Genomic DNA, 18,867 nt, shown 5'->3' on the forward strand with positions numbered 1-18,867 from the left:
CGAAATCGGCCGCCTTAAGTAAGAGGGTCTAGTGCGTCATCCGCTTCTGAAATCTCATCCTGAGGTTCGGAAGCGGATGATATCTTTATTGCGCGACGGCCTTCTCATTCGTCGCGCTGGAAATTTGATTTTCATCTGCGGCGGCAACGAAAATCATCATCTCCGCCCGAAATTCACTGAGTTCTTAAAAGAGCATGGCTCGGAGTTCACGGCTTTCATGCCTGAGTTCGCCATGAAAAATTATTTTTCGGACGAGGATGGGGCTCAACTAGATTTGGGCGAGTTCGAGGAGCTTATTGGCGAGCTTTCACACGCGATCGTGATTTTTCCGGAAGCTCCTGGTTCATACGCAGAAACTGGATATTTCTCCCAAACCGAGGCGCTTTCTAGTAAGTCGATATTGGTCTTGGACCTGCAACATCAAAGCAATGACAGTTTCATAATGATGGGCCCTGCTCGAAGGTTCGAGCAGTACTCTAAATTTAATCCCAATGTCCAAATAGATTTCAAAGATCCCGATTTCAACGTAATTCTTGATAGAATAAATAGATTTAATATCCCGAAATATCGTAAAGCTATCGAATTGGAGGATGGAGTTGATTTAACCCCTTACGATTTATTTTGTCTCGTATATAAGATATTTGATGTTCTAATCGTCGCAACTATGGAAGATTTAAATGCTGTCTTTAATAGTCTCTTCTCCGGTCACGCCCCGAGGAGGCGAATAAGGGATATTGCCTCCATCCTCGTCGGAGCGGGCTTCCTGCAACCGGTAGGCGAGTTCGGACATTACTCTTGTCTCTCACTAGGAGAAGGTTTGGTTCAAATCCGCAGTGGGATGGCTAGCAACGAGTTGGCGCTTAAATTAGAAATCGCGGAGATCATTCGAGAAAGTTCGCGTGAATTTGCTCAGCTGCTGATGGACCGGGCCGATGCTAATTGAGCGACTTTCAAAACAGACTGGGCTCGACCGCGGTCGCCTTCGCTACTTCGCGGAATCTGCATCCCGACGCTATTACGTGTTTTCTGTACCGAAGGCCACTGGCGGCTATCGAAAGATTGCTCATCCCGCTCGCCCACTGAAGGCTGTGCAACGGTGGCTCAATGCAAAATACTTCATCCGCCTCCCAATTCATGATGCTGCAACCGCCTATCGTAAAGGTCGAGGTTTAAAAGCCAATGCTCAGCCACATTTGGCAAAGCGATTCACGCTTAGGATTGATTTTCGGGAATTTTTTCCTAACTTCACTATGCTTCACATTTATAAGTTTCTTGAGCTGAATTCGGATTTGCTGGAGATGGCCGGTGACGATGCGCTCGTTGCAACCATGCTTGTGTGCCGTGATGGTGGGTTGACTATTGGCGCGCCTACGTCTCCCGTTCTGACGAATGCAATGATGTTCGAATTCGATCAGATGTTGACTGAATATTGCATAGGGAAGCGAATCGTTTATACTCGATATGCCGACGATCTTTTTCTATCGACGAATGAACCGAATATCTTAGGTCAGACATTAGACTTCGTTAGATCGTTGGCGGAGAGCTATCAATTTGCCCGACTTAGAGTGAATTCAAAGAAAACTGCGTTCTTATCGAAAAAATATCATCGAGAGATCACGGGGTTGGTCATAACGCCGGATGGAGAAGTATCCATTGGCAGAAAAAAGAAGAGAGAGCTCAAGGCTTTGGTGCATAAGCTTATTACTGGAGATTTGCCTAAGGACAGGGTCGCATACTTAGAAGGTTACTTGAATTTTGTCCGTGATGTGGAGCCATCCTTCATCGTATCTCTCAAAGCAAAATATGGCGAGTTTATGTGGGCGTTTCAAAACTTCTCCGGAGCGACAGTGCACACTTCATTCTCACGACTCGAAGGTCTTGACGGCGACGAAGAGACAGATTAAGCGCGCCCCCATCCGGTGACGGACTCGGCTCGTAGCGATCCAACCCCGGTCAGATAGAGCTGAACATTGCCGGTCATGTCCCGGGGGCCTGTCGCTGAGGCGACGAGGCTCTTTTCTATTGGGTTCCAGGCCACTCTGAGATCCCGGCGTTCGCCGGGATGACGGGCGGGCGGAATGCGGGGCAGCCGTCAAAGTAACCCGGTGGCCGTGTGGGCCGAGGGTGGAGTGTTTCAGGCTCGCGAGATGACGCGCGAAGAGCGCGGCGTTTTTGTCAGCACTGTCCCGGAACAAGTCCGGGATGACCCTGGCGCGAGCTACCGAACTTCCATCCCCATCCCGCTAGTCGTCACCTTCATACGGTGAAGAGAAAGATATCTATGCCGACGATCAACCAGCTGGTCCGCAAGGGCCGCGTTCCGCAGAAGGCCAAGAGCAAGGTCCCTGCGATGGAAGCCAACCCGCAGAAGCGCGGCGTGTGCACCCGCGTCTATACGACGACCCCGAAGAAGCCGAACTCGGCGCTGCGCAAGGTCGCCAAGGTGCGCCTGACCAACCAGCGCGAGGTCATCTCCTACATTCCCGGCGAGGGCCACAACCTGCAGGAGCACTCGGTTGTGCTGATCCGCGGCGGCCGTGTGCGCGACCTTCCCGGCGTGCGCTACCACGTGCTGCGCGGCGTGCTCGACACGCAGGGCGTGAAGGACCGCAAGCAGAGCCGTTCGAAATACGGCGCCAAGCGTCCGAAGTAAGGTGGAGCGGGTCGCCGGCAACTGCGCCGGTGGCTAGGTTTTAGTTTTTGTGGGGTGCGGTCGACCCGTGCGGGTCGACCTCGGTTCCAGCCCTCTCAAGTTTTTGTCTCTTGGCCCAAACCACCCGATGACCAAGCCTCGGGTGGTTGGCCAAAAAGAGGAAAACGCGGAGACGGGCCGGCACCGCCCCGAACTCCGAAGGAGTGAGAAAATATGTCACGTCGTCGTCGTCCCGAGAAGCGGGAAATCCTGCCCGATCCCAAGTTCGGGGATCAGGTCCTTTCGAAATTCATGAACAACCTCATGTACGACGGCAAGAAGGCCGTCGCCGAGGGGATCGTCTACACCGCGCTCGACGTGGTCGAGGCCAAGGCCAAGGCGAACCCGATCGAGCTGTTCCACAATGCGCTGCAGAACATCGCGCCCCAGGTCGAGGTGCGTTCGCGCCGCGTCGGCGGTGCGACCTACCAGGTGCCGGTCGAGGTGCGCCCCGAGCGTGCCCAGGCGCTCGCCATCCGCTGGCTCATCAACGCCGCGCGCGGCCGGGCCGAGACGACCATGGCGGCGCGCCTGTCGGGCGAGCTGATGGATGCGGCCAACAACCGCGGCAACGCGGTCAAGAAGCGGGAAGACACCCACCGCATGGCCGACGCCAACCGCGCCTTCAGCCACTACCGCTGGTAGGCGAGAGGGACAGGGCGGGGCCGCGCGGCGCTGGACTGCGCGAGCCCCGTCTTTAACCCGTCACACAAATCCCTACATGGGAGGCCGAGCCCGTCTCGCCCCCGAACTTCGAGGAATTTCCTATGGCCCGCGACTATCCGCTGGAGCGCTATCGCAATATCGGCATCATGGCGCACATCGATGCCGGCAAGACCACCACGACCGAACGCATCCTCTACTACACCGGCAAGTCCTACAAGATCGGCGAAGTCCACGACGGCGCCGCGACCATGGACTGGATGGAGCAGGAGCAGGAGCGCGGGATCACCATCACGTCCGCCGCGACCACGACCTTCTGGACCGCCGAGGATCCGACCATGGACCCGATGTCGGACCCGGAGAGCCTGCGCGCCGACCAGCCGAAGCACCGCATCAACATCATCGACACCCCCGGCCACGTCGACTTCACCATCGAGGTCGAGCGTTCGCTGCGCGTGCTCGACGGCGCGGTGGCGGTTTTTGATGGAGTTGCCGGGGTGGAACCCCAATCCGAGACCGTCTGGCGCCAGGCCGACAAGTACGGCGTCCCGCGGATGTGCTTCATCAACAAGCTCGATCGCACCGGCGCCGACTTCTATTATTGCGTCAACTCGATCGTCGAACGCCTCGGCGCGACGCCGCTGGTCCTCTACCTGCCGATCGGTGCGGAGAGCGACCTCAAGGGCGTCGTCGACCTCGTCAACATGCGCGGCATCGTGTGGCAGGCCGAGGATCTCGGCGCGAAGTACGAATTCGTCGAAATCCCCGCCGACCTCGCCGACAAGGCGGCCGAATACCGCGAGAAGCTCGTCGAGACCGCCGTCGAGCAGGACGACGACGCGATGGAGGCCTATCTCGAAACGGGCGAGGCGCCCGATGCCGCGACGCTCAAGAAGCTGATCCGCAAGGGCACCATGGCCCGCGCCTTCGTGCCCGTGCTGTGCGGCTCCGCGTTCAAGAACAAGGGCGTCCAGCCCCTGCTCGACGCCGTCGTCGACTACATGCCGAGCCCGCTCGACGTGCCGGCGATCAAGGGCGTCCTGCCCGACACCGAGGAAGAGGCCGAGCGTCCGTCGAGCGACGACGCGCCGTTCAGCGCGCTGGCGTTCAAGATCATGAACGATCCCTTCGTCGGCTCGCTCACCTTCACGCGCATCTATTCGGGCAAGCTCAGCAAGGGCACGGTGCTCAACAGCGTGAAGGACAAGAAGGAAAAGATCGGCCGCATGCTGCTGATGCACTCGAACAACCGCGAGGACATCGAGGAAGGCTTTGCGGGCGACATCGTCGCGCTGGCCGGGATGAAGGACACCACCACCGGCGACACGTTGTGCGATCCGGCCAAGCCGATCATCCTCGAGCGGATGGAATTCCCCGAGCCCGTGATCGAGCTGTCGGTGGAGCCCAAGACCAAGGCCGACCAGGAGAAGATGGGCGTCGCCCTTCATCGCCTGGCAGCCGAGGATCCCTCGTTCCGCGTCTCCACCGACCACGAAAGCGGTCAGACGATCATCAAGGGCATGGGCGAGCTGCACCTCGACATCCTGGTCGATCGCATGAAGCGTGAGTTCAAGGTCGAGGCGAACGTCGGCGCGCCGCAGGTCGCCTATCGTGAATCGCTCGCTCGCGAGGTCGAGGTGACCTACACGCACAAGAAGCAGTCGGGCGGCTCGGGTCAGTTCGGCGAGGCGAAGGTGCGCGTGATCCCCGGCGAACGCGGCCAGGGCATCATCTTCGACGACCAGATCAAGGGCGGCAATATTCCCCGCGAATACATCCCGTCGGTCGAAAAGGGCATGCGCGAGCAGGCCGAGAGTGGCTATCTGGTCGGCTTCCCGATCATCGACTTCACCATCGAGCTGCTCGACGGCAAGTATCACGATGTCGACTCGAGCACGGTCGCCTTCGAGATCACCGGGCGCGGCGCGATGCGCGAAGCGGCCAACAAGGCCGGCATCAAGCTGCTCGAACCGATCATGAAGGTGGAAGTCGTGACCCCCGAGGACTATCTCGGCGACGTCATCGGCGATCTCAACTCGCGTCGCGGGCAGATCCAGGGCACCGACAGCCGCGGCAACGCCCAGGCGGTCGAGGCCTTCGTGCCGCTCGCGAACATGTTCGGTTACGTCAACGAACTGCGCTCGTTCAGCCAGGGCCGCGCGCAATATTCGATGCAGTTCAGCCACTACGACGAAGTGCCGGCAAACGTCGCGCAGGAAGTCAAGGAGAAGCTTGCCTAAGGCAGGCGCAAGGTCTAGGGGCGGCGCCTGATTCAGCGGGCGTCGCCTTTCTCCCGCAGAAAAATCAATCCAGACAGAGGTTATACGAGAAATGGCGAAGGAAAAATTCGAGCGCAACAAGCCGCACTGCAACATCGGCACCATCGGTCACGTCGACCATGGCAAGACCACGCTGACCGCGGCGATCACGAAGGTCATGGCGGAAGAGCATGGCGGCGCAGCCGTCGACTTCGCCAATATCGACAAGGCGCCCGAAGAGCGTGAGCGCGGCATCACCATCTCGACCGCGCACGTCGAGTACGAGACCTCTTCGCGTCACTATGCGCACGTCGACTGCCCGGGCCACGCCGACTATGTGAAGAACATGATCACCGGTGCCGCCCAGATGGACGGCGCAATCCTGGTCGTGAACGCCGCCGACGGCCCCATGCCCCAGACCCGCGAGCACATCCTCCTCGCCCGTCAGGTTGGCGTGCCGGCGCTGGTCGTCTACCTCAACAAGGTCGATCAGGTCGACGACGAGGAGCTGCTCGAGCTCGTCGAACTCGAAGTTCGCGAACTTCTCAGCGCCTACGACTTCCCGGGCGACGACATTCCGATCATCAAGGGTTCGGCGCTTGCCGCTCTCGAAGGCCGTGACGACACCATCGGCAAGGAATCGATCATCGCGCTGATGGATGCCGTCGACGAGCACATCCCGCAGCCCGACCGTCCGGTCGACCAAGCCTTCCTGATGCCGATCGAAGACGTGTTCTCGATCTCCGGCCGCGGCACCGTCGTGACCGGCCGTGTCGAGACCGGCGTCGTCAATGTCGGCGACGAAGTCGAGATCGTCGGCATCAAGGACACCCAGAAGACCACCGTCACGGGCGTCGAGATGTTCCGCAAGCTGCTCGATCGCGGCGAAGCCGGCGACAACATCGGTGCGCTGATCCGCGGCATCGGCCGCGAGGACGTGGAGCGTGGCCAGGTTCTGGCCAAGCCGGGTTCGGTCAATCCGCACACGGACTTCGAAGCCGAGGTCTACGTCCTTTCGAAGGACGAGGGCGGCCGTCATACGCCGTTCTTCGCCAACTACCGTCCGCAGTTCTACTTCCGCACGACGGACGTGACCGGCGAGGTCGTTCTCCCCGAGGGCACCGAGATGGTCATGCCGGGCGACAACGTGTCGATCGGCGTCAAGCTGATCGCACCGATCGCCATGGACGAAGGCCTGCGCTTCGCGATCCGCGAAGGCGGCCGCACCGTGGGCTCGGGCGTGGTCTCCAAGATCACCAAGTAAGCCCAACGGCTGAAAACGTAGGGGCCCGGCCTTCTTCGGAAGGCTGGGCCCTTCGCTTTTCAACCATGATGCGCCGAGTGCGAGGCACGCTTCGCCGCAGGGTTTCGACAGAGCGGGAATTTGTCGGAATTACGGGGTTGCCAGCCACAGGCTCTCTCCGTATATGCGCGTCCACGGACGGAGATTCGTCTCCGCCAACGAATTTCAGGAAGGTCGCCCGTTCCGGGAAACCGGGGACCAGCGGGTCGGACCTTTCTTTTTTTGCGGGTTGAACGCGGCAACGCCGGACGCTCGCTTGGCTCTTTCGCATCGGTACAGGTAATGGAAGCACAGAACATCCGCATTCGCCTCAAGGCGTTCGACCACCGCGTTCTCGACCAGGCGACTGGCGAAATCGCAGATACGGCGCGTCGCACGGGTGCTCTCATTCGTGGTCCCATTCCCATGCCGACGCGTATCGAGAAGTTCACCGTGAACCGCGGCCCGCACATCGACAAGAAGTCGCGCGAGCAGTTCGAGGTGCGCACCTACAAGCGGCTGCTCGACATCGTGCAGCCCAACGCCCAGACCGTGGACGCGCTCATGAAGCTCGACCTGGCCGCGGGTGTCAATGTCGAGATCAAACTGGCCTAGGTCAGTTTGCCCTTAGCCCCGGACTTGATCCGGGGTCGCTGGGGCACCAGCGCGGGGCTGCGGCCTCGGCGAAAACGAGATACCGCCGGATACCTTCCGGGCTGCGTCTCCCGTCTCGCTTCCTCCCAAGGGAAGCAGGTTTGGCCCGGACGGGCGACGCATCAGACAATTGGGCCAAGCAAGCACCCGGATGGGCCGGGTGCCTCTGTCGAGGAGTTCAGTCGATGCGCACAGGCGTTATCGCGAAAAAAGTCGGGATGACCCGCCTCTTCCAGGAGGACGGTCGGCACGTGCCGGTCACCGTTCTCGCGCTGGAGAATTGCCAGGTCACTGCCCAGCGCACACAGGAGCGCGACGGTTATTTCGCCGTCCAGCTCGGCGCGGGCGAGGCCAAGCAGAAGAACGTCAACAAGCCGCAGCGCGAAGCCTTCGCCAAGGCCGACGTCGGGCTGAAGATGAAGGTCGCGGAATTCCGCGTCGAAGGCGAGGACGGGCTGCTGCCGGTCGGCGCCCGCATCTCGGCCGAACATTTCGTCGCCGGCCAGAAGGTCGACATCACCGGCCACACGCAGGGCAAGGGCTTTGCCGGCGCCATGAAGCGCTGGGGCTTCGGGGGTCTGCGCGCGACGCACGGCGTCTCGATCAGCCACCGTTCGCACGGTTCGACCGGCAATCGCCAGGATCCGGGCCGCGTGTTCAAGGGCAAGAAGATGGCCGGTCACATGGGCGACCGTCAGCGCACCCAGCAGAACCTCGAGATCGTGCGCACCGATGCCGATCGCGGCCTGCTCTTCGTCAAGGGCTCGGTCCCGGGTGCCAAGAATAGCTGGATGCTCGTCCGCGACGCCGTGAAGGTGAAGCACGAGGACCTGCCGTTCCCGGGCGTGATGTACCGCAACCGCGACGAGTTCGAACACGACGAGGCCGATGCCGGCCTGATCGAGACCGCCGCCGAAAGCCAGGTTAACCCCGAAGTGTCCGCCGAGCAGCAGGAAGAACTCCTGCAGCAGCAGGACGCGGGCGCGGATGCCGACACCGGCGCGGCCGACGACAACAGCACCACGCCGAGCGCCGATGGCGACGCCGGCGAAAGCAAGGAGTCCTGATCGTGAAGGTCAAGGTCCAGAACCTGGATGGGAAGGCGTCCGGCGACATCGAGCTGAGCGATACCGTGTTCGGCGTCGAGCCGCGCGCCGATATCCTCCACCGCGTCGTCACCTGGCAGCTGTGGAACCGTCGCGAGACGGCGCGTCCGACGCGCGAGCGTTCCGACGTGGCCCGCACCGGCAAGAAGTTCGGCCGTCAGAAGGGCTCCGGCGGCGCTCGCCACGGCGATCGCGGCGCTCCGATCTTCATCGGCGGCGGCAAGGCCCATGGCGCCCGCAAGCGCGACTTCAACAGCTCGCTGAACAAGAAGGTTCGCGCGCTCGGCCTGAAGATGGCGCTTTCGAGCAAGGCGAAGGACGGTCTGATCATCGTCGACAGCCTCGAATTGAAGGATGCCAAGACCAAGGCGCTCAAGGGCCAGTTCGACAAGAACGGCTGGAACGGCAAGGTTCTGGTGATCGGCGGCGAAAGCGTGGACGATGGCTTCAAGAAGGCCGCCGGCAATCTCCCGGGCGTGAACGTGCTCCCGGCGATGGGGGCCAACGTCTACGACATCCTGAAGCACGACACGCTGGTCCTCACGCGGGACGCGGTCGAGAAGCTGGAGGCCAGGTTCAATGGCTAAGAAGCAGACAATCGATTCGCGTCACTACGACGTGATCCTGAGCCCCCACATCACCGAGAAGTCGACGATGGCGTCCGAGCACAATGCGGTCGTCTTCAAGGTTGCCAACAGTGCGACCAAGCCGCAGATCAAGGAAGCGATCGAAGCGCTTTACGATCGCAAGGTCGCCGCGGTGAACACGATCAACGTGAAGGGCAAGACCAAGCGCTGGAGGGGCAAGCCCTACAAGCGCAGCGACCAGAAGAAGGCGATCGTGACCCTCGCCGAGGGTCAGGATCCGATCGACATCACCGAAGGTGTGAGCTGATCCCATGGCACTGAAGAACTACAAACCGACGAGCCCCGCGCGCCGCGGCCTCATCCTCGTCGACAAGTCGGCCCTCCACAAGGGTGGTCCGGTGAAGTCGCTGACGGAAGGCAAGCGCAAGACGGGCGGCCGCAACAACAAGGGCCATGTGACCTCGCGCGGCATCGCCGGCGGTCACAAGCAGAAGTACCGCTACATCGACTTCAAGCGTCGCAAGTGGGATGTCGAGGGTACGGTCGAGCGGCTCGAATACGATCCCAACCGCACGGCCTTCATCGCGCTGGTGAAGTACGCGGACGGCGAGCTCGCCTACATCATCGCGCCCCAGCGGCTTGCGGTGGGCGACAAGGTCGTCGCCGGCGAGCGTACCGACACCAAGCCTGGCAACGCCATGCTGCTCGGTCAGATGCCGGTCGGCACGATCTGTCACAATGTCGAGATGAAGCCGGGCAAGGGCGGCCAGATCGCCCGTTCGGCCGGCACTTACGTCCAGCTCGTCGGTCGCGACCGCGGGATGGTGATCGTGCGCCTCAACAGCGGCGAGCAGCGTTACCTGCGCGCCGATTGCATGGGCACGGTCGGTGCGGTGTCGAACCCCGACAACCAGAACCAGAATTTCGGCAAGGCCGGCCGCACCCGCTGGAAGGGCCGCAGGCCGCTGACCCGCGGTGTCGCCAAGAACCCGGTCGACCACCCGCACGGTGGTGGTGAAGGCCGCACCAGCGGTGGCCGCCATCCGGTCACCCCTTGGGGCAAGCCGACCAAGGGTGCCCGCACCCGCAAGAACAAGCAGACGGACAAGATGATCATCCGTTCGCGCCACGCGAAGAAGAAGAGGTAACCGGACATGGCACGTTCCGTCTGGAAAGGTCCGTTCGTCGAGCTCAGCCTTCTGAAGAAGGCGCAGGAAGCTCAGGAAGCGAACGCCAACAACAAGCCGATCAAGACCTGGTCGCGACGCAGCACGATCCTTCCCGATTTCGTCGGGCTGACGTTCAGCGTCTACAACGGTCACAAGTTCATTCCGGTCTCCGTCTCGGAAGAGATGGTCGGCCACAAGCTCGGCGAGTTCGCGCCCACGCGGACTTTCCCGGGCCATGCCGCCGACAAGAAGGGTAAGCGCTGATGAGCAAGCCTAAAGCCCCCCGCCGCGTCGCCGAGAACGAGGCACTGGCCGTCGGGACCACGATCCGTGGTTCGGCCCAGAAGCTCAACCTCGTCGCCGAGCTGATCCGCGGCAAGAAGGCCGAAGAGGCCATGAACATCCTCGCCTTCTCCAAGAAGTCGATGGCGCGAGACGCCAGCAAGGTGCTCGCTTCGGCGATCGCCAATGCGGAGAACAACCACGATCTCGACGTCGATGCGCTGGTGGTTGCCGAGGCATCCGTCGGCAAGTCGATTACCATGAAGCGGTTCCACACGCGCGGCCGTGGCAAGTCCACCCGCATCCTCAAGCCGTTCAGCCGGCTTCGGATCGTCGTCCGCGAGCAGGAAGAGGCATAAGATGGGTCAGAAGAGCAATCCGATCGGTCTGCGCCTGCAGATCAACCGCACCTGGGACAGCCGCTGGTACGCCGAAGGGCGCGACTATGCCAAGCTGCTCAGCGAAGACATCGAGATCCGCAAGTTCATCATCGATTCGCTGCCGCAGGCGGCGATTTCGAAGGTGGTGATCGAGCGTCCGGCCAAGCTGTGCCGCATCTCGATCTATGCCGCCCGCCCGGGTGTCATCATCGGCAAGAAGGGCGCGGACATCGAGAAGCTGCGCACCAAGCTGGCGACGATGACCGCGAGCGAGGTCAAGCTGAACATCGTCGAGATCCGCAAGCCGGAAGTCGACGCCAAGCTCGTTGCCCAGGGCATCGCCGACCAGCTGGTCCGCCGTGTCGCCTTTCGCCGCGCCATGAAGCGCGCGATGCAGTCCGCCATGCGTCTGGGTGCCGAAGGCATCAAGATCGTCTGCGGCGGACGTCTCGGCGGTGCCGAGATCGCGCGTGTCGAGCAGTATCGCGAAGGCCGCGTGCCGTTGCACACCCTGCGCGCCAACATCGACTATGCCGAGGCCGAGGCGCTGACCGCCTATGGCATCATCGGCATCAAGGTGTGGGTCTTCAAGGGCGAGATCCTCGGCCACGATCCGACCGCGCAGGACCGGTTGATGATGGAATCGCAGACGTCCGGCGTCCGCCCGGCCCGCTGAGGTAAGAGACAATGCTGCAACCGAAGAAAACCAAGTTCCGCAAGGCGTTCAAGGGCCGGATCAAGGGCAATGCGAAGGGAGGCACCGACCTCAACTTCGGATCCTACGGTCTCAAGGCGCTGGAACCGGAACGCATCACCGCGCGCCAGATCGAGGCCGCTCGCCGCGCGATCACGCGCCACATCAAGCGTCAGGGCCGTCTCTGGATCCGCGTCTTCCCGGACGTGCCGGTATCGAAGAAGCCTGCCGAGGTCCGTCAGGGCAAGGGCAAGGGTTCGGTCGAATACTGGGCCGCACGCGTGAAGCCGGGCCGTATCCTGTTCGAGCTCGACGGTGTCGCCGGCCCGCTGGCCGCCGAAGCGTTCGAGCGTGCGGCGATGAAGCTGCCGGTCAAGACCAAGGTCGTCGCCCGTTTCGGCGACACCTCGCACCTGGGAGGTGAATGATGGCCCAGAAGAAATCCACTGCCGAGGATCTGCGGACGAAGACCGACGACCAGCTCGGTGAGCAGCTCGTCGATCTGAAGAAGGAGCAGTTCAACCTGCGCTTCCAGTCGGCGACCAATCAGCTCGAGCGCCCCGCGCGCATCCGCGAGGTCCGTCGCGACATCGCCCGGATCAAGACGCTGCAGACCGAGCGCAAGGCCAAGGAAAAGAACGCGGCCGCCACGAAAGAGAAGGCCTGAACATGCCCAAGCGTATCCTCATCGGTACGGTCACCTCGACGAAGACCGACAAGACCGTGACCGTGCTCGTCGAGCGCAAGGTGAAGCACCCGCTATATGGGAAGATCATCCGCCGCTCGAAAAAGTATCACGCCCATGACGAGCAGAACGAATACGAGCTCGGCGATATCGTGCGGATCGAGGAGACCAAGCCGATCTCCAAGACCAAGACCTGGGCGGTCAAGGATCGGGTGACGGCGGGCGGCACGCAGGCGGTCGACGCCAACCTCGAAGTCGAAGCCGCAGGAAACTGACGTTTTAGGAACTGTCGGGCCCCCGAAACCGGGGCCGTCCCGGCAAGCCAGTGAGAAGGAACCGGATCGATGATCCAGATGCAATCCAATCTCGACGTCGCGGACAACAGCGGCGCGAAGCGCGTCCAGTGCATCAAGGTGCTGGGCGGGTCGAAGCGCCGGACCGCGAGTGTCGGGGACGTGATCGTGGTTTCCGTGAAGGAAGCCCAGCCACGCGCCAAGGTGAAGAAGGGCGATGTCCATCGCGCCGTCATCGTGCGGACGAAGAAGGACGTGCGCCGCCCCGATGGCAGCGTGATCCGTTTCGACAGCAACGCCGCCGTGCTCGTCAACAAGAGCGAGGAGCCGATCGGCACCCGTATCTTCGGCCCCGTGGTTCGCGAGCTGCGCGGCAAGGGCTTCATGAAGATCATCAGCCTTGCTCCGGAGGTGCTGTGATGGCCGCCGCGAAGATCAAGAAGGGTGACACCGTCGTCGTCCTGTCCGGCAAGGACAAGGGCAACACCGGCACCGTCCAGAAGGTCATGCCCAAGGAAGGCAAGATCGTCGTGGAGGGCGTCAACGTCGCCACCCGTCACCGCAAGCCGAGCCAGCAGAACCCGCAGGGCGGGCTCGACCGGTTCGCCGCACCCATGCCGATCGGCAAGGTCGCGATCGCCGATCCCAAGGACGGCAAGCCGACCCGTGTCCGCTTCGAAGAGAAGGACGGCAAGAAAGTGCGCGTCGCAGTCAAGTCCGGGGAGACCATCGATGGCTGATTACACCCCCCGTCTGAAGTCCCGCTACGAGGACGAGATCGTCAAGGCGATGACCGAGAAGTTCGGTTATGCCAACCGGCTCGCGGTCCCGAGGCTGGAGAAGATCACGCTCAACATGGGCGTGGGCGAGGCGAGCCAGGACAAGAAGAAGGTCCAGACCGCCGCCGAGGAAATGGCGCTGATCGCCGGCCAGAAGCCGGTCATCACCAAGGCCAAGAAGTCGATCGCGCAGTTCAAACTGCGCGAGGGCATGCCGATCGGTGCGAAGGTGACTCTTCGCCGCGACCGGATGTACGAATTCCTCGACCGCCTGGTGACCGTGGCAATGCCGCGCATCCGCGACTTCCGCGGCCTCAATCCGCGTTCCTTCGACGGCCGTGGCAATTACGCCATGGGCCTGAAGGAACAGATCGTCTTTCCCGAGATCTCCTACGACAAGATCGAGAAGGTCCGGGGCATGGACATCATCGTAACCACCACGGCGAAGACCGACGAGGAAGCGCGCGAGCTGCTCCGCCTGTTCGGTTTCCCGTTCCCGGCCGAGAAGTCGGCCGACGCAGAGAAGGAAGCGGCGTAAGCCGCTAGCAGAGGAACTTAAGTCCAATGGCGAAACTGAGTTCGATCAACAAGAACGAGCGTCGCAAGAAGCTCGTCAAGCAGTATGCGGACAAGTACGCGAAGCTGAAGGCTATCGCGGACGATGAGTCGCTCGACGATACCGAGCGGCTGATGGCCCGGCTGAAGATGGCCGAGATCCCGCGCAATGCGAACCCGACCCGGGTGCGCAACCGCTGCTCCACCACCGGCCGCCCGCGCGGCTACTACCGCAAGTTCGGCCTGAACCGCATCGAACTGCGCGACCTCGGCAACAAGGGCCTGATTCCGGGCCTGACCAAGTCGAGCTGGTGAGGAACCGATAGATGGCTATGACCGATCCCCTGGGTGACATGCTCACCCGCATCCGCAACGGCCAGCAGGCGAAGAAGGACAGCGTCCTCTCGCCCGCCAGCAAGCTGCGCGCGAACGTGCTCGAAGTGCTCCAGCGCGAAGGCTACATCCGTGGCTACACCGAAGATTCCTCGGGCAAGCACGCCGCGCTGCGGATCGAACTGAAGTATTTCGAGGGCGAACCTGCGATCAAGCATGTCGCTCGCGTCTCGAAGCCCGGCCGCCGCGTCTATTCGGGTTCGAAGGAACTTCCGATCGTGCGCAACGGCCTCGGCATCACCATCGTCTCGACGCCCAAGGGCGTGCTCTCCGACAACGAGGCACGCACCCAGAACGTCGGTGGCGAAGTGCTGGCGGAGGTGTTCTGATGAGCCGCATCGGCAAACGTCCGGTGGCGATCCCGAGCGGGGTTTCCGCCAATATCGAAGGCGACACGCTGTCGGTGAAGGGTCCCAAGGGCACCCTGACCATGGGCCTGTCCGACCTGATCGACTACAAGGTCGAGGGCGAGGAAATCTCGGTCCAGCCGGCCAACGACACGCGCGCCGCCCGCAACCACTGGGGCATGCAGCGTACGCTGGTCTCCAACCTGGTCGAGGGTGTCACGGACGGTTTCAGCAAGACGCTGCAGATCTCCGGCGTCGGCTACCGTGCGCAGGCGCAGGGCAAGAAGCTCAAGCTTCAGCTCGGCTATTCGCACGATGTCGATCTCGATGTTCCGGAAGGCCTCGAAGTCAAGACGCCGGATCAGACCACGGTCGAGATCTCGGGCATCGACAAGCAGAAGGTCGGCCAGTTCGCCGCCGAAGTCCGCCGCTGGCGCAAGCCCGAACCCTACAAGGGCAAGGGCATCAAGTACCAGGGCGAATATATCTTCCGTAAGGAAGGGAAGAAGAAGTAAGATGGCCAAGCTTTCCCTCTTCGAACGCCGCCGCCGCCGGGTGCGCACCGCTCTGCGTCGGCGCGCCGGCGACAAGCCGCGCCTGTCCGTGCACCGCACCGGCAAGCACATCTACGCCCAGATCATCGACGATTCCTCGGGCAAGACCGTCGCCGCGGCCTCTACGCTCGGCGCCAAGTCTTCCGGCGCGAATGTCGATGCCGCGACCAAGGTCGGCAGCGACATCGCGGCCGCCGCCAAGAAGGCGGGCGTGACCACCGTCGTGTTCGATCGCGGCGGGTTCCTTTTCCATGGCCGCGTGAAAGCGCTGGCCGACGCCGCTCGCGAAGGCGGGCTGGAGTTCTGATGATGTCCGAGAACGAAAACACCGACAAGGCCAACGAAGGCCAGCAGGTCGAAGAGACCAAGGCTGCCGAAGGTCCGGCGGAAACGCCCGAGGTCGCCAAGGCGAAGGCCGATTCCGGCGTCGTCGAAGCGCAAACCGAGCACGCCGTGACCAAGGAAGAGCCGGCTATTGCCGATACGCCTTCCGAGGCCGCCGACAACCAGGATCCCGCGCAGGGTGCCGAAGGGCAGCCCGAACAACGCGGCCGCGGGGGCAACCGCGGCGGCCGCGACAACAATCGCGGCGGTGGCGGCGGCGATCGTGGCCGCGGCCGCGGGCGTGGCCGGGACGACCGTCGTGGCGGGCGCCGCGAGGAAGAAGACGACGGCATCATCGAGAAGCTGGTGCACATCAATCGCGTCAGCAAGACGGTGAAGGGCGGCAAGCGCTTCGGCTTCGCGGCGCTGGTCGTGGTCGGCGACGGTTCCGGCCGGGTCGGCTTCGGCAAGGGCAAGGCCCGCGAAGTGCCGGAAGCCATCTCGAAGGCGAGTGCCGCTGCGCGCAAGCACATGGTCCGCGTTCCGTTGAAGGAAGGCCGCACGCTGCATCACGACGGCAACGGCCGTTTCGGTGCCGGCAAGGTGACCGTCCGCACGGCGCCTCCGGGTACCGGCATCATCGCCGGCGGTCCGATGCGCGCCGTGTTCGAGAGCCTGGGCGTGGCCGACGTGGTGACCAAATCGGTGGGTACGTCGAACCCCTACAACATGATCCGCGCCACTTTCGACGCGCTGACCAGCCAGACTTCGCCGAAGTCGGTGGCGCAGCGTCGCGGGAAGAAGGTCGCCGACCTCCTGGGTCGTGGCGGCGCGAGCGAGGCTGAGGCGGAAGCCGACGCCGCGGCTGTGGCGGAGTAAGTCAGATGGCCCAAGACAAGAAATCCAACGATACCATCACCATCCGTCAGATCGGATCGCCGCTGCGTCGGCCTGAAAGCCAGCGCAAGATCCTGATCGGCCTGGGCCTCAACAAGATGCACAAGACCGTGACCCGCCAGGACACCCCCGAGGTGCGCGGCGCGCTCGCAAAGGTCCCGCATCTGGTCGAGGTGGTGAACGACTGATCGACCGGCACCCCGGACGGGGGTGCCGTTTTCCAGCGCGAACAAAGCGAAAGCGAGTGCACACTATGAAACTGACAGACATCCGCGACAACCCCGGTGCCCGCAAGGACCGCATGCGTGTCGGCCGTGGCATCGGCTCGGGTAAGGGCAAGACCGCCGGGCGCGGCCAGAAGGGCCAGAAGGCCCGTTCGGGCGTCGCCATCAAGGGCTTCGAGGGCGGCCAGATGCCGCTGCACATGCGATTGCCGAAGCGCGGCTTCAACAATCCCTTCGCCAAGGACTATGCCGAGGTGAATCTGGGGATGGTCCAGAAGTTCATCGATGCCAAGAAGCTCGATGCCAAGAAGGACATCGACCACGCGGCGTTGAAGGCCGCGGGCCTGGCGCGCGGCGGCAAGGATGGCGTCCGCCTGCTGGGCAAGGGCGAGCTGACCGCCAAGGCGAAGTTCGTCGTGGCCGGTGCGTCCAAGGGTGCGATCGAGGCGGTCGAGAAGGCCGGCGGCTCGGTCGAGGTCCTTGCGAAGGCGCAGCCCGAGCACGAGAAGAAAGCCGCGCGCACCGAAGCCAACAAGGCCAAGAAGTCGAACTGACCGGTAATATTTCGGGGAGCGGGTTCGACATTCCGTCGCCCGCTCCCTATCTGTCCGGTCATCGCCGGAGACGGGCCGGCGCAAAGCTAGGATCGACCAAGTAACATGGCATCACGCGCCGACAGTTTCGCCAGCCAGATGAGCCTGGCCAATTTCTCCAAGGCGACCGAGCTCCGCCAGCGGATATGGTTCACGGTCGGTGCGCTGATCGTCTTCCGGTTCCTGAGCTTCGTGCCGCTCCCGGGTATCAATCCGCGCGTGCTCAGCCAGTTGGCGGACCAGACGCGCGGCGGCATCCTCGACATGTTCAACATGTTCACCGGCGGCAGCCTGGAGCGCATGAGCCTGATCGCGCTCGGCGTGATGCCCTACATCACCGCATCGATCGTGGTTCAGCTCGCCAGTGCGCTGCATCCCACGCTCGCCGCGCTGAAGAAGGAAGGCACTGTCGGGCGCCAGAAGCTCAACCAGTACACCCGCTACGGCACGGTCTTCCTGTGTACGATCCAGGGCTGGTTCGTCGCCGCCGGTCTCGAGAGCTTCGGTGCCGCCAGCGGGCTCCAGGCGGTCGTCGATCCCGGCTACATGTTCCGCGTCGGCGCGGTCATCAGCCTGGTCGGGGGCACGATGTTCCTGCTGTGGCTGGGCGAGCAGATCACCAGCCGCGGTATCGGCAACGGCGTTTCGCTGATCATCATGGCGGGCATCGTCGCCCAGTTTCCGCAATTCGCTTCCAATCTGTTCGAAGGCGGACGGACCGGTTCGATCTCGGCCGGGATCATCATCGGTTTCCTGTTGATGGTGGTCGTCCTGATCCTGCTCATCAGCTTCATGGAACGCGCGCAGCGGCGCCTGCTGATCCAGTATCCCAAGCGGGCCACGCAGCGAGGGATGATGCAGGCGGACCGTTCGCACCTGCCGCTCAAGCTCAACACCGCCGGCGTCATACCGCCGATCTTCGCCAGCTCGCTGCTGCTCCTGCCGCTGACGATCACCCAGTTCGCCGGCAATTCGGTCAACACCGAAAGCACGATGGGCAGCATCGTCGTGGCGCTGAATCAGTACCTCGCGCACGGCCAGCCACTCTACATGACGCTCTATGCGGCGGGGATCATCTTCTTCTGCTTCTTCTACACCGCGGTGGTCTTCAATCCGGAGGAAACGGCCGAGAACCTGAAGCGCAACGGCGGCTTCATCCCCGGCATCCGGCCGGGCAAGCGAACCGAGGAATATCTCGACTACGTCCTCACCCGCATCACAGTCGTCGGGGCGATCTACCTGACGCTGGTCTGCGTCATTCCCGAATACATGATCGCTCAGACGGGCATTCCGCTCTTCCTGGGCGGCACCAGCCTGCTGATCGTCGTGAACGTCACGGTCGACACGATCAGCCAGATCCAGTCGCATCTTCTGGCGCACCAGTATGGCGATCTGATCAAGAAGGCCAAACTGAAGGGGCGGCTGCGCTGAGCGCTGCCCGAGGGGTTAGGGGCGA

At 62.5% G+C, this 18,867-nt stretch carries 28 protein-coding genes; all 28 read left to right on the forward strand.

Going from position 1 to position 18,867, the window contains the following annotated elements; genetic code table 11:
* The first annotated feature begins 31 nt into the window (after positions 1-31).
* A complete protein-coding gene (locus tag ACGHN1_RS06355; protein ID WP_390549392.1) occupies positions 32-943 on the forward strand; it encodes a retron St85 family effector protein in 912 nt (303 codons plus the stop codon).
* Positions 933-1,904, forward strand: a complete 972-nt coding sequence (locus ACGHN1_RS06360) for a retron St85 family RNA-directed DNA polymerase (protein WP_390549395.1) — start codon at positions 933-935, stop codon at positions 1,902-1,904. The genes ACGHN1_RS06355 and ACGHN1_RS06360 overlap by 11 nt, the downstream gene beginning before the upstream one ends.
* 377 nt (positions 1,905-2,281) lie before the next feature.
* Complete coding sequence (rpsL, locus tag ACGHN1_RS06365; protein WP_115366484.1) at positions 2,282-2,653, forward strand: 30S ribosomal protein S12; 372 nt, start codon at positions 2,282-2,284, stop codon at positions 2,651-2,653.
* Positions 2,654-2,866: 213 nt separating this feature from the next.
* Positions 2,867-3,337, forward strand: coding sequence for a 30S ribosomal protein S7 (gene rpsG, locus ACGHN1_RS06370; protein ID WP_390549398.1), 471 nt, complete (start codon positions 2,867-2,869; stop codon positions 3,335-3,337).
* A 122-nt stretch (positions 3,338-3,459) separates the two neighbouring features.
* The gene (gene fusA, locus ACGHN1_RS06375) at positions 3,460-5,595 is read left to right on the forward strand and encodes an elongation factor G (RefSeq protein ID WP_390549400.1); all 2,136 of its coding nucleotides are present in this window, start codon (positions 3,460-3,462) and stop codon (positions 5,593-5,595) included.
* A 91-nt stretch (positions 5,596-5,686) separates the two neighbouring features.
* The gene (gene tuf / locus ACGHN1_RS06380; protein WP_390549402.1) at positions 5,687-6,877 is read left to right on the forward strand and encodes an elongation factor Tu; all 1,191 of its coding nucleotides are present in this window, start codon (positions 5,687-5,689) and stop codon (positions 6,875-6,877) included.
* Positions 6,878-7,198: 321 nt separating this feature from the next.
* Positions 7,199-7,510, forward strand: coding sequence for a 30S ribosomal protein S10 (gene rpsJ, locus ACGHN1_RS06385; RefSeq protein ID WP_006831877.1), 312 nt, complete (start codon positions 7,199-7,201; stop codon positions 7,508-7,510).
* Positions 7,511-7,734: 224 nt separating this feature from the next.
* Positions 7,735-8,616 (forward strand): 50S ribosomal protein L3, encoded by an 882-nt coding sequence (gene rplC / locus ACGHN1_RS06390; RefSeq protein ID WP_390549406.1) that lies wholly within the window; start codon positions 7,735-7,737, stop codon positions 8,614-8,616.
* Between the two features lie 2 nt (positions 8,617-8,618).
* On the forward strand, positions 8,619-9,242 hold the full coding sequence (gene rplD / locus ACGHN1_RS06395) for a 50S ribosomal protein L4 (protein WP_390549408.1): 624 nt from the start codon (positions 8,619-8,621) through the stop codon (positions 9,240-9,242).
* Positions 9,235-9,549 carry a 50S ribosomal protein L23 gene (locus tag ACGHN1_RS06400; protein WP_390549410.1) on the forward strand — a complete coding sequence of 105 codons (315 nt, stop codon included), beginning with the start codon at positions 9,235-9,237 and terminating at the stop codon, positions 9,547-9,549. The genes rplD and ACGHN1_RS06400 overlap by 8 nt, the downstream gene beginning before the upstream one ends.
* 4 nt (positions 9,550-9,553) lie before the next feature.
* Positions 9,554-10,390: a 50S ribosomal protein L2 gene (gene rplB, locus ACGHN1_RS06405; RefSeq protein WP_390549412.1), complete on the forward strand. Its 837-nt coding sequence runs from the start codon at positions 9,554-9,556 to the stop codon at positions 10,388-10,390.
* Between the two features lie 6 nt (positions 10,391-10,396).
* Positions 10,397-10,675, forward strand: a complete 279-nt coding sequence (gene rpsS / locus ACGHN1_RS06410; RefSeq protein ID WP_390549414.1) for a 30S ribosomal protein S19 — start codon at positions 10,397-10,399, stop codon at positions 10,673-10,675.
* Complete coding sequence (gene rplV / locus ACGHN1_RS06415; protein ID WP_390549416.1) at positions 10,675-11,052, forward strand: 50S ribosomal protein L22; 378 nt, start codon at positions 10,675-10,677, stop codon at positions 11,050-11,052. Before rpsS ends, rplV begins: the two co-directional genes overlap by 1 nt.
* 1 nt (position 11,053) lies before the next feature.
* Positions 11,054-11,749, forward strand: a complete 696-nt coding sequence (rpsC, locus tag ACGHN1_RS06420) for a 30S ribosomal protein S3 (RefSeq protein ID WP_390549418.1) — start codon at positions 11,054-11,056, stop codon at positions 11,747-11,749.
* Between the two features lie 11 nt (positions 11,750-11,760).
* Positions 11,761-12,195, forward strand: a complete 435-nt coding sequence (gene rplP, locus ACGHN1_RS06425) for a 50S ribosomal protein L16 (RefSeq protein ID WP_390549420.1) — start codon at positions 11,761-11,763, stop codon at positions 12,193-12,195.
* Complete coding sequence (gene rpmC / locus ACGHN1_RS06430; RefSeq protein ID WP_390549422.1) at positions 12,195-12,434, forward strand: 50S ribosomal protein L29; 240 nt, start codon at positions 12,195-12,197, stop codon at positions 12,432-12,434. Before rplP ends, rpmC begins: the two co-directional genes overlap by 1 nt.
* A gap of 2 nt (positions 12,435-12,436) precedes the next feature.
* Positions 12,437-12,727 (forward strand): 30S ribosomal protein S17, encoded by a 291-nt coding sequence (gene rpsQ, locus ACGHN1_RS06435; protein WP_390549424.1) that lies wholly within the window; start codon positions 12,437-12,439, stop codon positions 12,725-12,727.
* Positions 12,728-12,796: 69 nt separating this feature from the next.
* Positions 12,797-13,165 carry a 50S ribosomal protein L14 gene (gene rplN, locus ACGHN1_RS06440; protein ID WP_066775183.1) on the forward strand — a complete coding sequence of 123 codons (369 nt, stop codon included), beginning with the start codon at positions 12,797-12,799 and terminating at the stop codon, positions 13,163-13,165.
* Positions 13,165-13,485, forward strand: a complete 321-nt coding sequence (gene rplX / locus ACGHN1_RS06445; protein WP_390549426.1) for a 50S ribosomal protein L24 — start codon at positions 13,165-13,167, stop codon at positions 13,483-13,485. Before rplN ends, rplX begins: the two co-directional genes overlap by 1 nt.
* Positions 13,478-14,062 (forward strand): 50S ribosomal protein L5, encoded by a 585-nt coding sequence (gene rplE / locus ACGHN1_RS06450; protein ID WP_390549428.1) that lies wholly within the window; start codon positions 13,478-13,480, stop codon positions 14,060-14,062. The genes rplX and rplE overlap by 8 nt, the downstream gene beginning before the upstream one ends.
* 26 nt (positions 14,063-14,088) lie before the next feature.
* The gene (gene rpsN / locus ACGHN1_RS06455; RefSeq protein WP_390549430.1) at positions 14,089-14,394 is read left to right on the forward strand and encodes a 30S ribosomal protein S14; all 306 of its coding nucleotides are present in this window, start codon (positions 14,089-14,091) and stop codon (positions 14,392-14,394) included.
* Positions 14,395-14,405: 11 nt separating this feature from the next.
* Positions 14,406-14,801 (forward strand): 30S ribosomal protein S8, encoded by a 396-nt coding sequence (gene rpsH / locus ACGHN1_RS06460; RefSeq protein WP_390549432.1) that lies wholly within the window; start codon positions 14,406-14,408, stop codon positions 14,799-14,801.
* Positions 14,801-15,334, forward strand: coding sequence for a 50S ribosomal protein L6 (gene rplF, locus ACGHN1_RS06465; protein ID WP_390549434.1), 534 nt, complete (start codon positions 14,801-14,803; stop codon positions 15,332-15,334). The genes rpsH and rplF overlap by 1 nt, the downstream gene beginning before the upstream one ends.
* 1 nt (position 15,335) lies before the next feature.
* Entirely contained in the window at positions 15,336-15,680 is a 345-nt protein-coding gene (gene rplR / locus ACGHN1_RS06470) for a 50S ribosomal protein L18 (RefSeq protein ID WP_390549435.1), read from the forward strand.
* Between the two features lie 167 nt (positions 15,681-15,847).
* Entirely contained in the window at positions 15,848-16,576 is a 729-nt protein-coding gene (gene rpsE, locus ACGHN1_RS06475; RefSeq protein WP_390549799.1) for a 30S ribosomal protein S5, read from the forward strand.
* 5 nt (positions 16,577-16,581) lie between these two features.
* Positions 16,582-16,782 carry a 50S ribosomal protein L30 gene (rpmD, locus tag ACGHN1_RS06480; RefSeq protein ID WP_390549437.1) on the forward strand — a complete coding sequence of 67 codons (201 nt, stop codon included), beginning with the start codon at positions 16,582-16,584 and terminating at the stop codon, positions 16,780-16,782.
* 65 nt (positions 16,783-16,847) lie between these two features.
* Positions 16,848-17,372 (forward strand): 50S ribosomal protein L15, encoded by a 525-nt coding sequence (gene rplO, locus ACGHN1_RS06485; RefSeq protein ID WP_390549438.1) that lies wholly within the window; start codon positions 16,848-16,850, stop codon positions 17,370-17,372.
* Positions 17,373-17,477: 105 nt separating this feature from the next.
* Positions 17,478-18,842, forward strand: a complete 1,365-nt coding sequence (secY, locus tag ACGHN1_RS06490; RefSeq protein ID WP_390549440.1) for a preprotein translocase subunit SecY — start codon at positions 17,478-17,480, stop codon at positions 18,840-18,842.
* Positions 18,843-18,867 lie beyond the last annotated feature (25 nt).

The organism is Qipengyuania sp. MTN3-11 (genome assembly GCF_042851825.1).
Classification (GTDB): Bacteria; Pseudomonadota; Alphaproteobacteria; order Sphingomonadales; family Sphingomonadaceae; genus Qipengyuania.

Bases quoted from the DNA above. Each gene is read 5' to 3' on its own strand.
- ACGHN1_RS06360 (WP_390549395.1), top strand. From the start codon at position 933: ATGCTAATTGAGCGACTTTCAAAACAGACTGGGCTCGACCGCGGTCGC.
- rpsL (WP_115366484.1), top strand. From the start codon at position 2,282: ATGCCGACGATCAACCAGCTGGTCCGCAAGGGCCGCGTTCCGCAGAAG.
- rpsG (WP_390549398.1), top strand. From the start codon at position 2,867: ATGTCACGTCGTCGTCGTCCCGAGAAGCGGGAAATCCTGCCCGATCCC.
- fusA (WP_390549400.1), top strand. From the start codon at position 3,460: ATGGCCCGCGACTATCCGCTGGAGCGCTATCGCAATATCGGCATCATG.
- tuf (WP_390549402.1), top strand. From the start codon at position 5,687: ATGGCGAAGGAAAAATTCGAGCGCAACAAGCCGCACTGCAACATCGGC.
- rpsJ (WP_006831877.1), top strand. From the start codon at position 7,199: ATGGAAGCACAGAACATCCGCATTCGCCTCAAGGCGTTCGACCACCGC.
- rplC (WP_390549406.1), top strand. From the start codon at position 7,735: ATGCGCACAGGCGTTATCGCGAAAAAAGTCGGGATGACCCGCCTCTTC.
- ACGHN1_RS06400 (WP_390549410.1), top strand. From the start codon at position 9,235: ATGGCTAAGAAGCAGACAATCGATTCGCGTCACTACGACGTGATCCTG.
- rplB (WP_390549412.1), top strand. From the start codon at position 9,554: ATGGCACTGAAGAACTACAAACCGACGAGCCCCGCGCGCCGCGGCCTC.
- rpsS (WP_390549414.1), top strand. From the start codon at position 10,397: ATGGCACGTTCCGTCTGGAAAGGTCCGTTCGTCGAGCTCAGCCTTCTG.
- rplV (WP_390549416.1), top strand. From the start codon at position 10,675: ATGAGCAAGCCTAAAGCCCCCCGCCGCGTCGCCGAGAACGAGGCACTG.
- rpsC (WP_390549418.1), top strand. From the start codon at position 11,054: ATGGGTCAGAAGAGCAATCCGATCGGTCTGCGCCTGCAGATCAACCGC.
- rplP (WP_390549420.1), top strand. From the start codon at position 11,761: ATGCTGCAACCGAAGAAAACCAAGTTCCGCAAGGCGTTCAAGGGCCGG.
- rpmC (WP_390549422.1), top strand. From the start codon at position 12,195: ATGGCCCAGAAGAAATCCACTGCCGAGGATCTGCGGACGAAGACCGAC.
- rpsQ (WP_390549424.1), top strand. From the start codon at position 12,437: ATGCCCAAGCGTATCCTCATCGGTACGGTCACCTCGACGAAGACCGAC.
- rplN (WP_066775183.1), top strand. From the start codon at position 12,797: ATGATCCAGATGCAATCCAATCTCGACGTCGCGGACAACAGCGGCGCG.
- rplX (WP_390549426.1), top strand. From the start codon at position 13,165: ATGGCCGCCGCGAAGATCAAGAAGGGTGACACCGTCGTCGTCCTGTCC.
- rplE (WP_390549428.1), top strand. From the start codon at position 13,478: ATGGCTGATTACACCCCCCGTCTGAAGTCCCGCTACGAGGACGAGATC.
- rpsN (WP_390549430.1), top strand. From the start codon at position 14,089: ATGGCGAAACTGAGTTCGATCAACAAGAACGAGCGTCGCAAGAAGCTC.
- rpsH (WP_390549432.1), top strand. From the start codon at position 14,406: ATGGCTATGACCGATCCCCTGGGTGACATGCTCACCCGCATCCGCAAC.
- rplF (WP_390549434.1), top strand. From the start codon at position 14,801: ATGAGCCGCATCGGCAAACGTCCGGTGGCGATCCCGAGCGGGGTTTCC.
- rplR (WP_390549435.1), top strand. From the start codon at position 15,336: ATGGCCAAGCTTTCCCTCTTCGAACGCCGCCGCCGCCGGGTGCGCACC.
- rpmD (WP_390549437.1), top strand. From the start codon at position 16,582: ATGGCCCAAGACAAGAAATCCAACGATACCATCACCATCCGTCAGATC.
- rplO (WP_390549438.1), top strand. From the start codon at position 16,848: ATGAAACTGACAGACATCCGCGACAACCCCGGTGCCCGCAAGGACCGC.
- secY (WP_390549440.1), top strand. From the start codon at position 17,478: ATGGCATCACGCGCCGACAGTTTCGCCAGCCAGATGAGCCTGGCCAAT.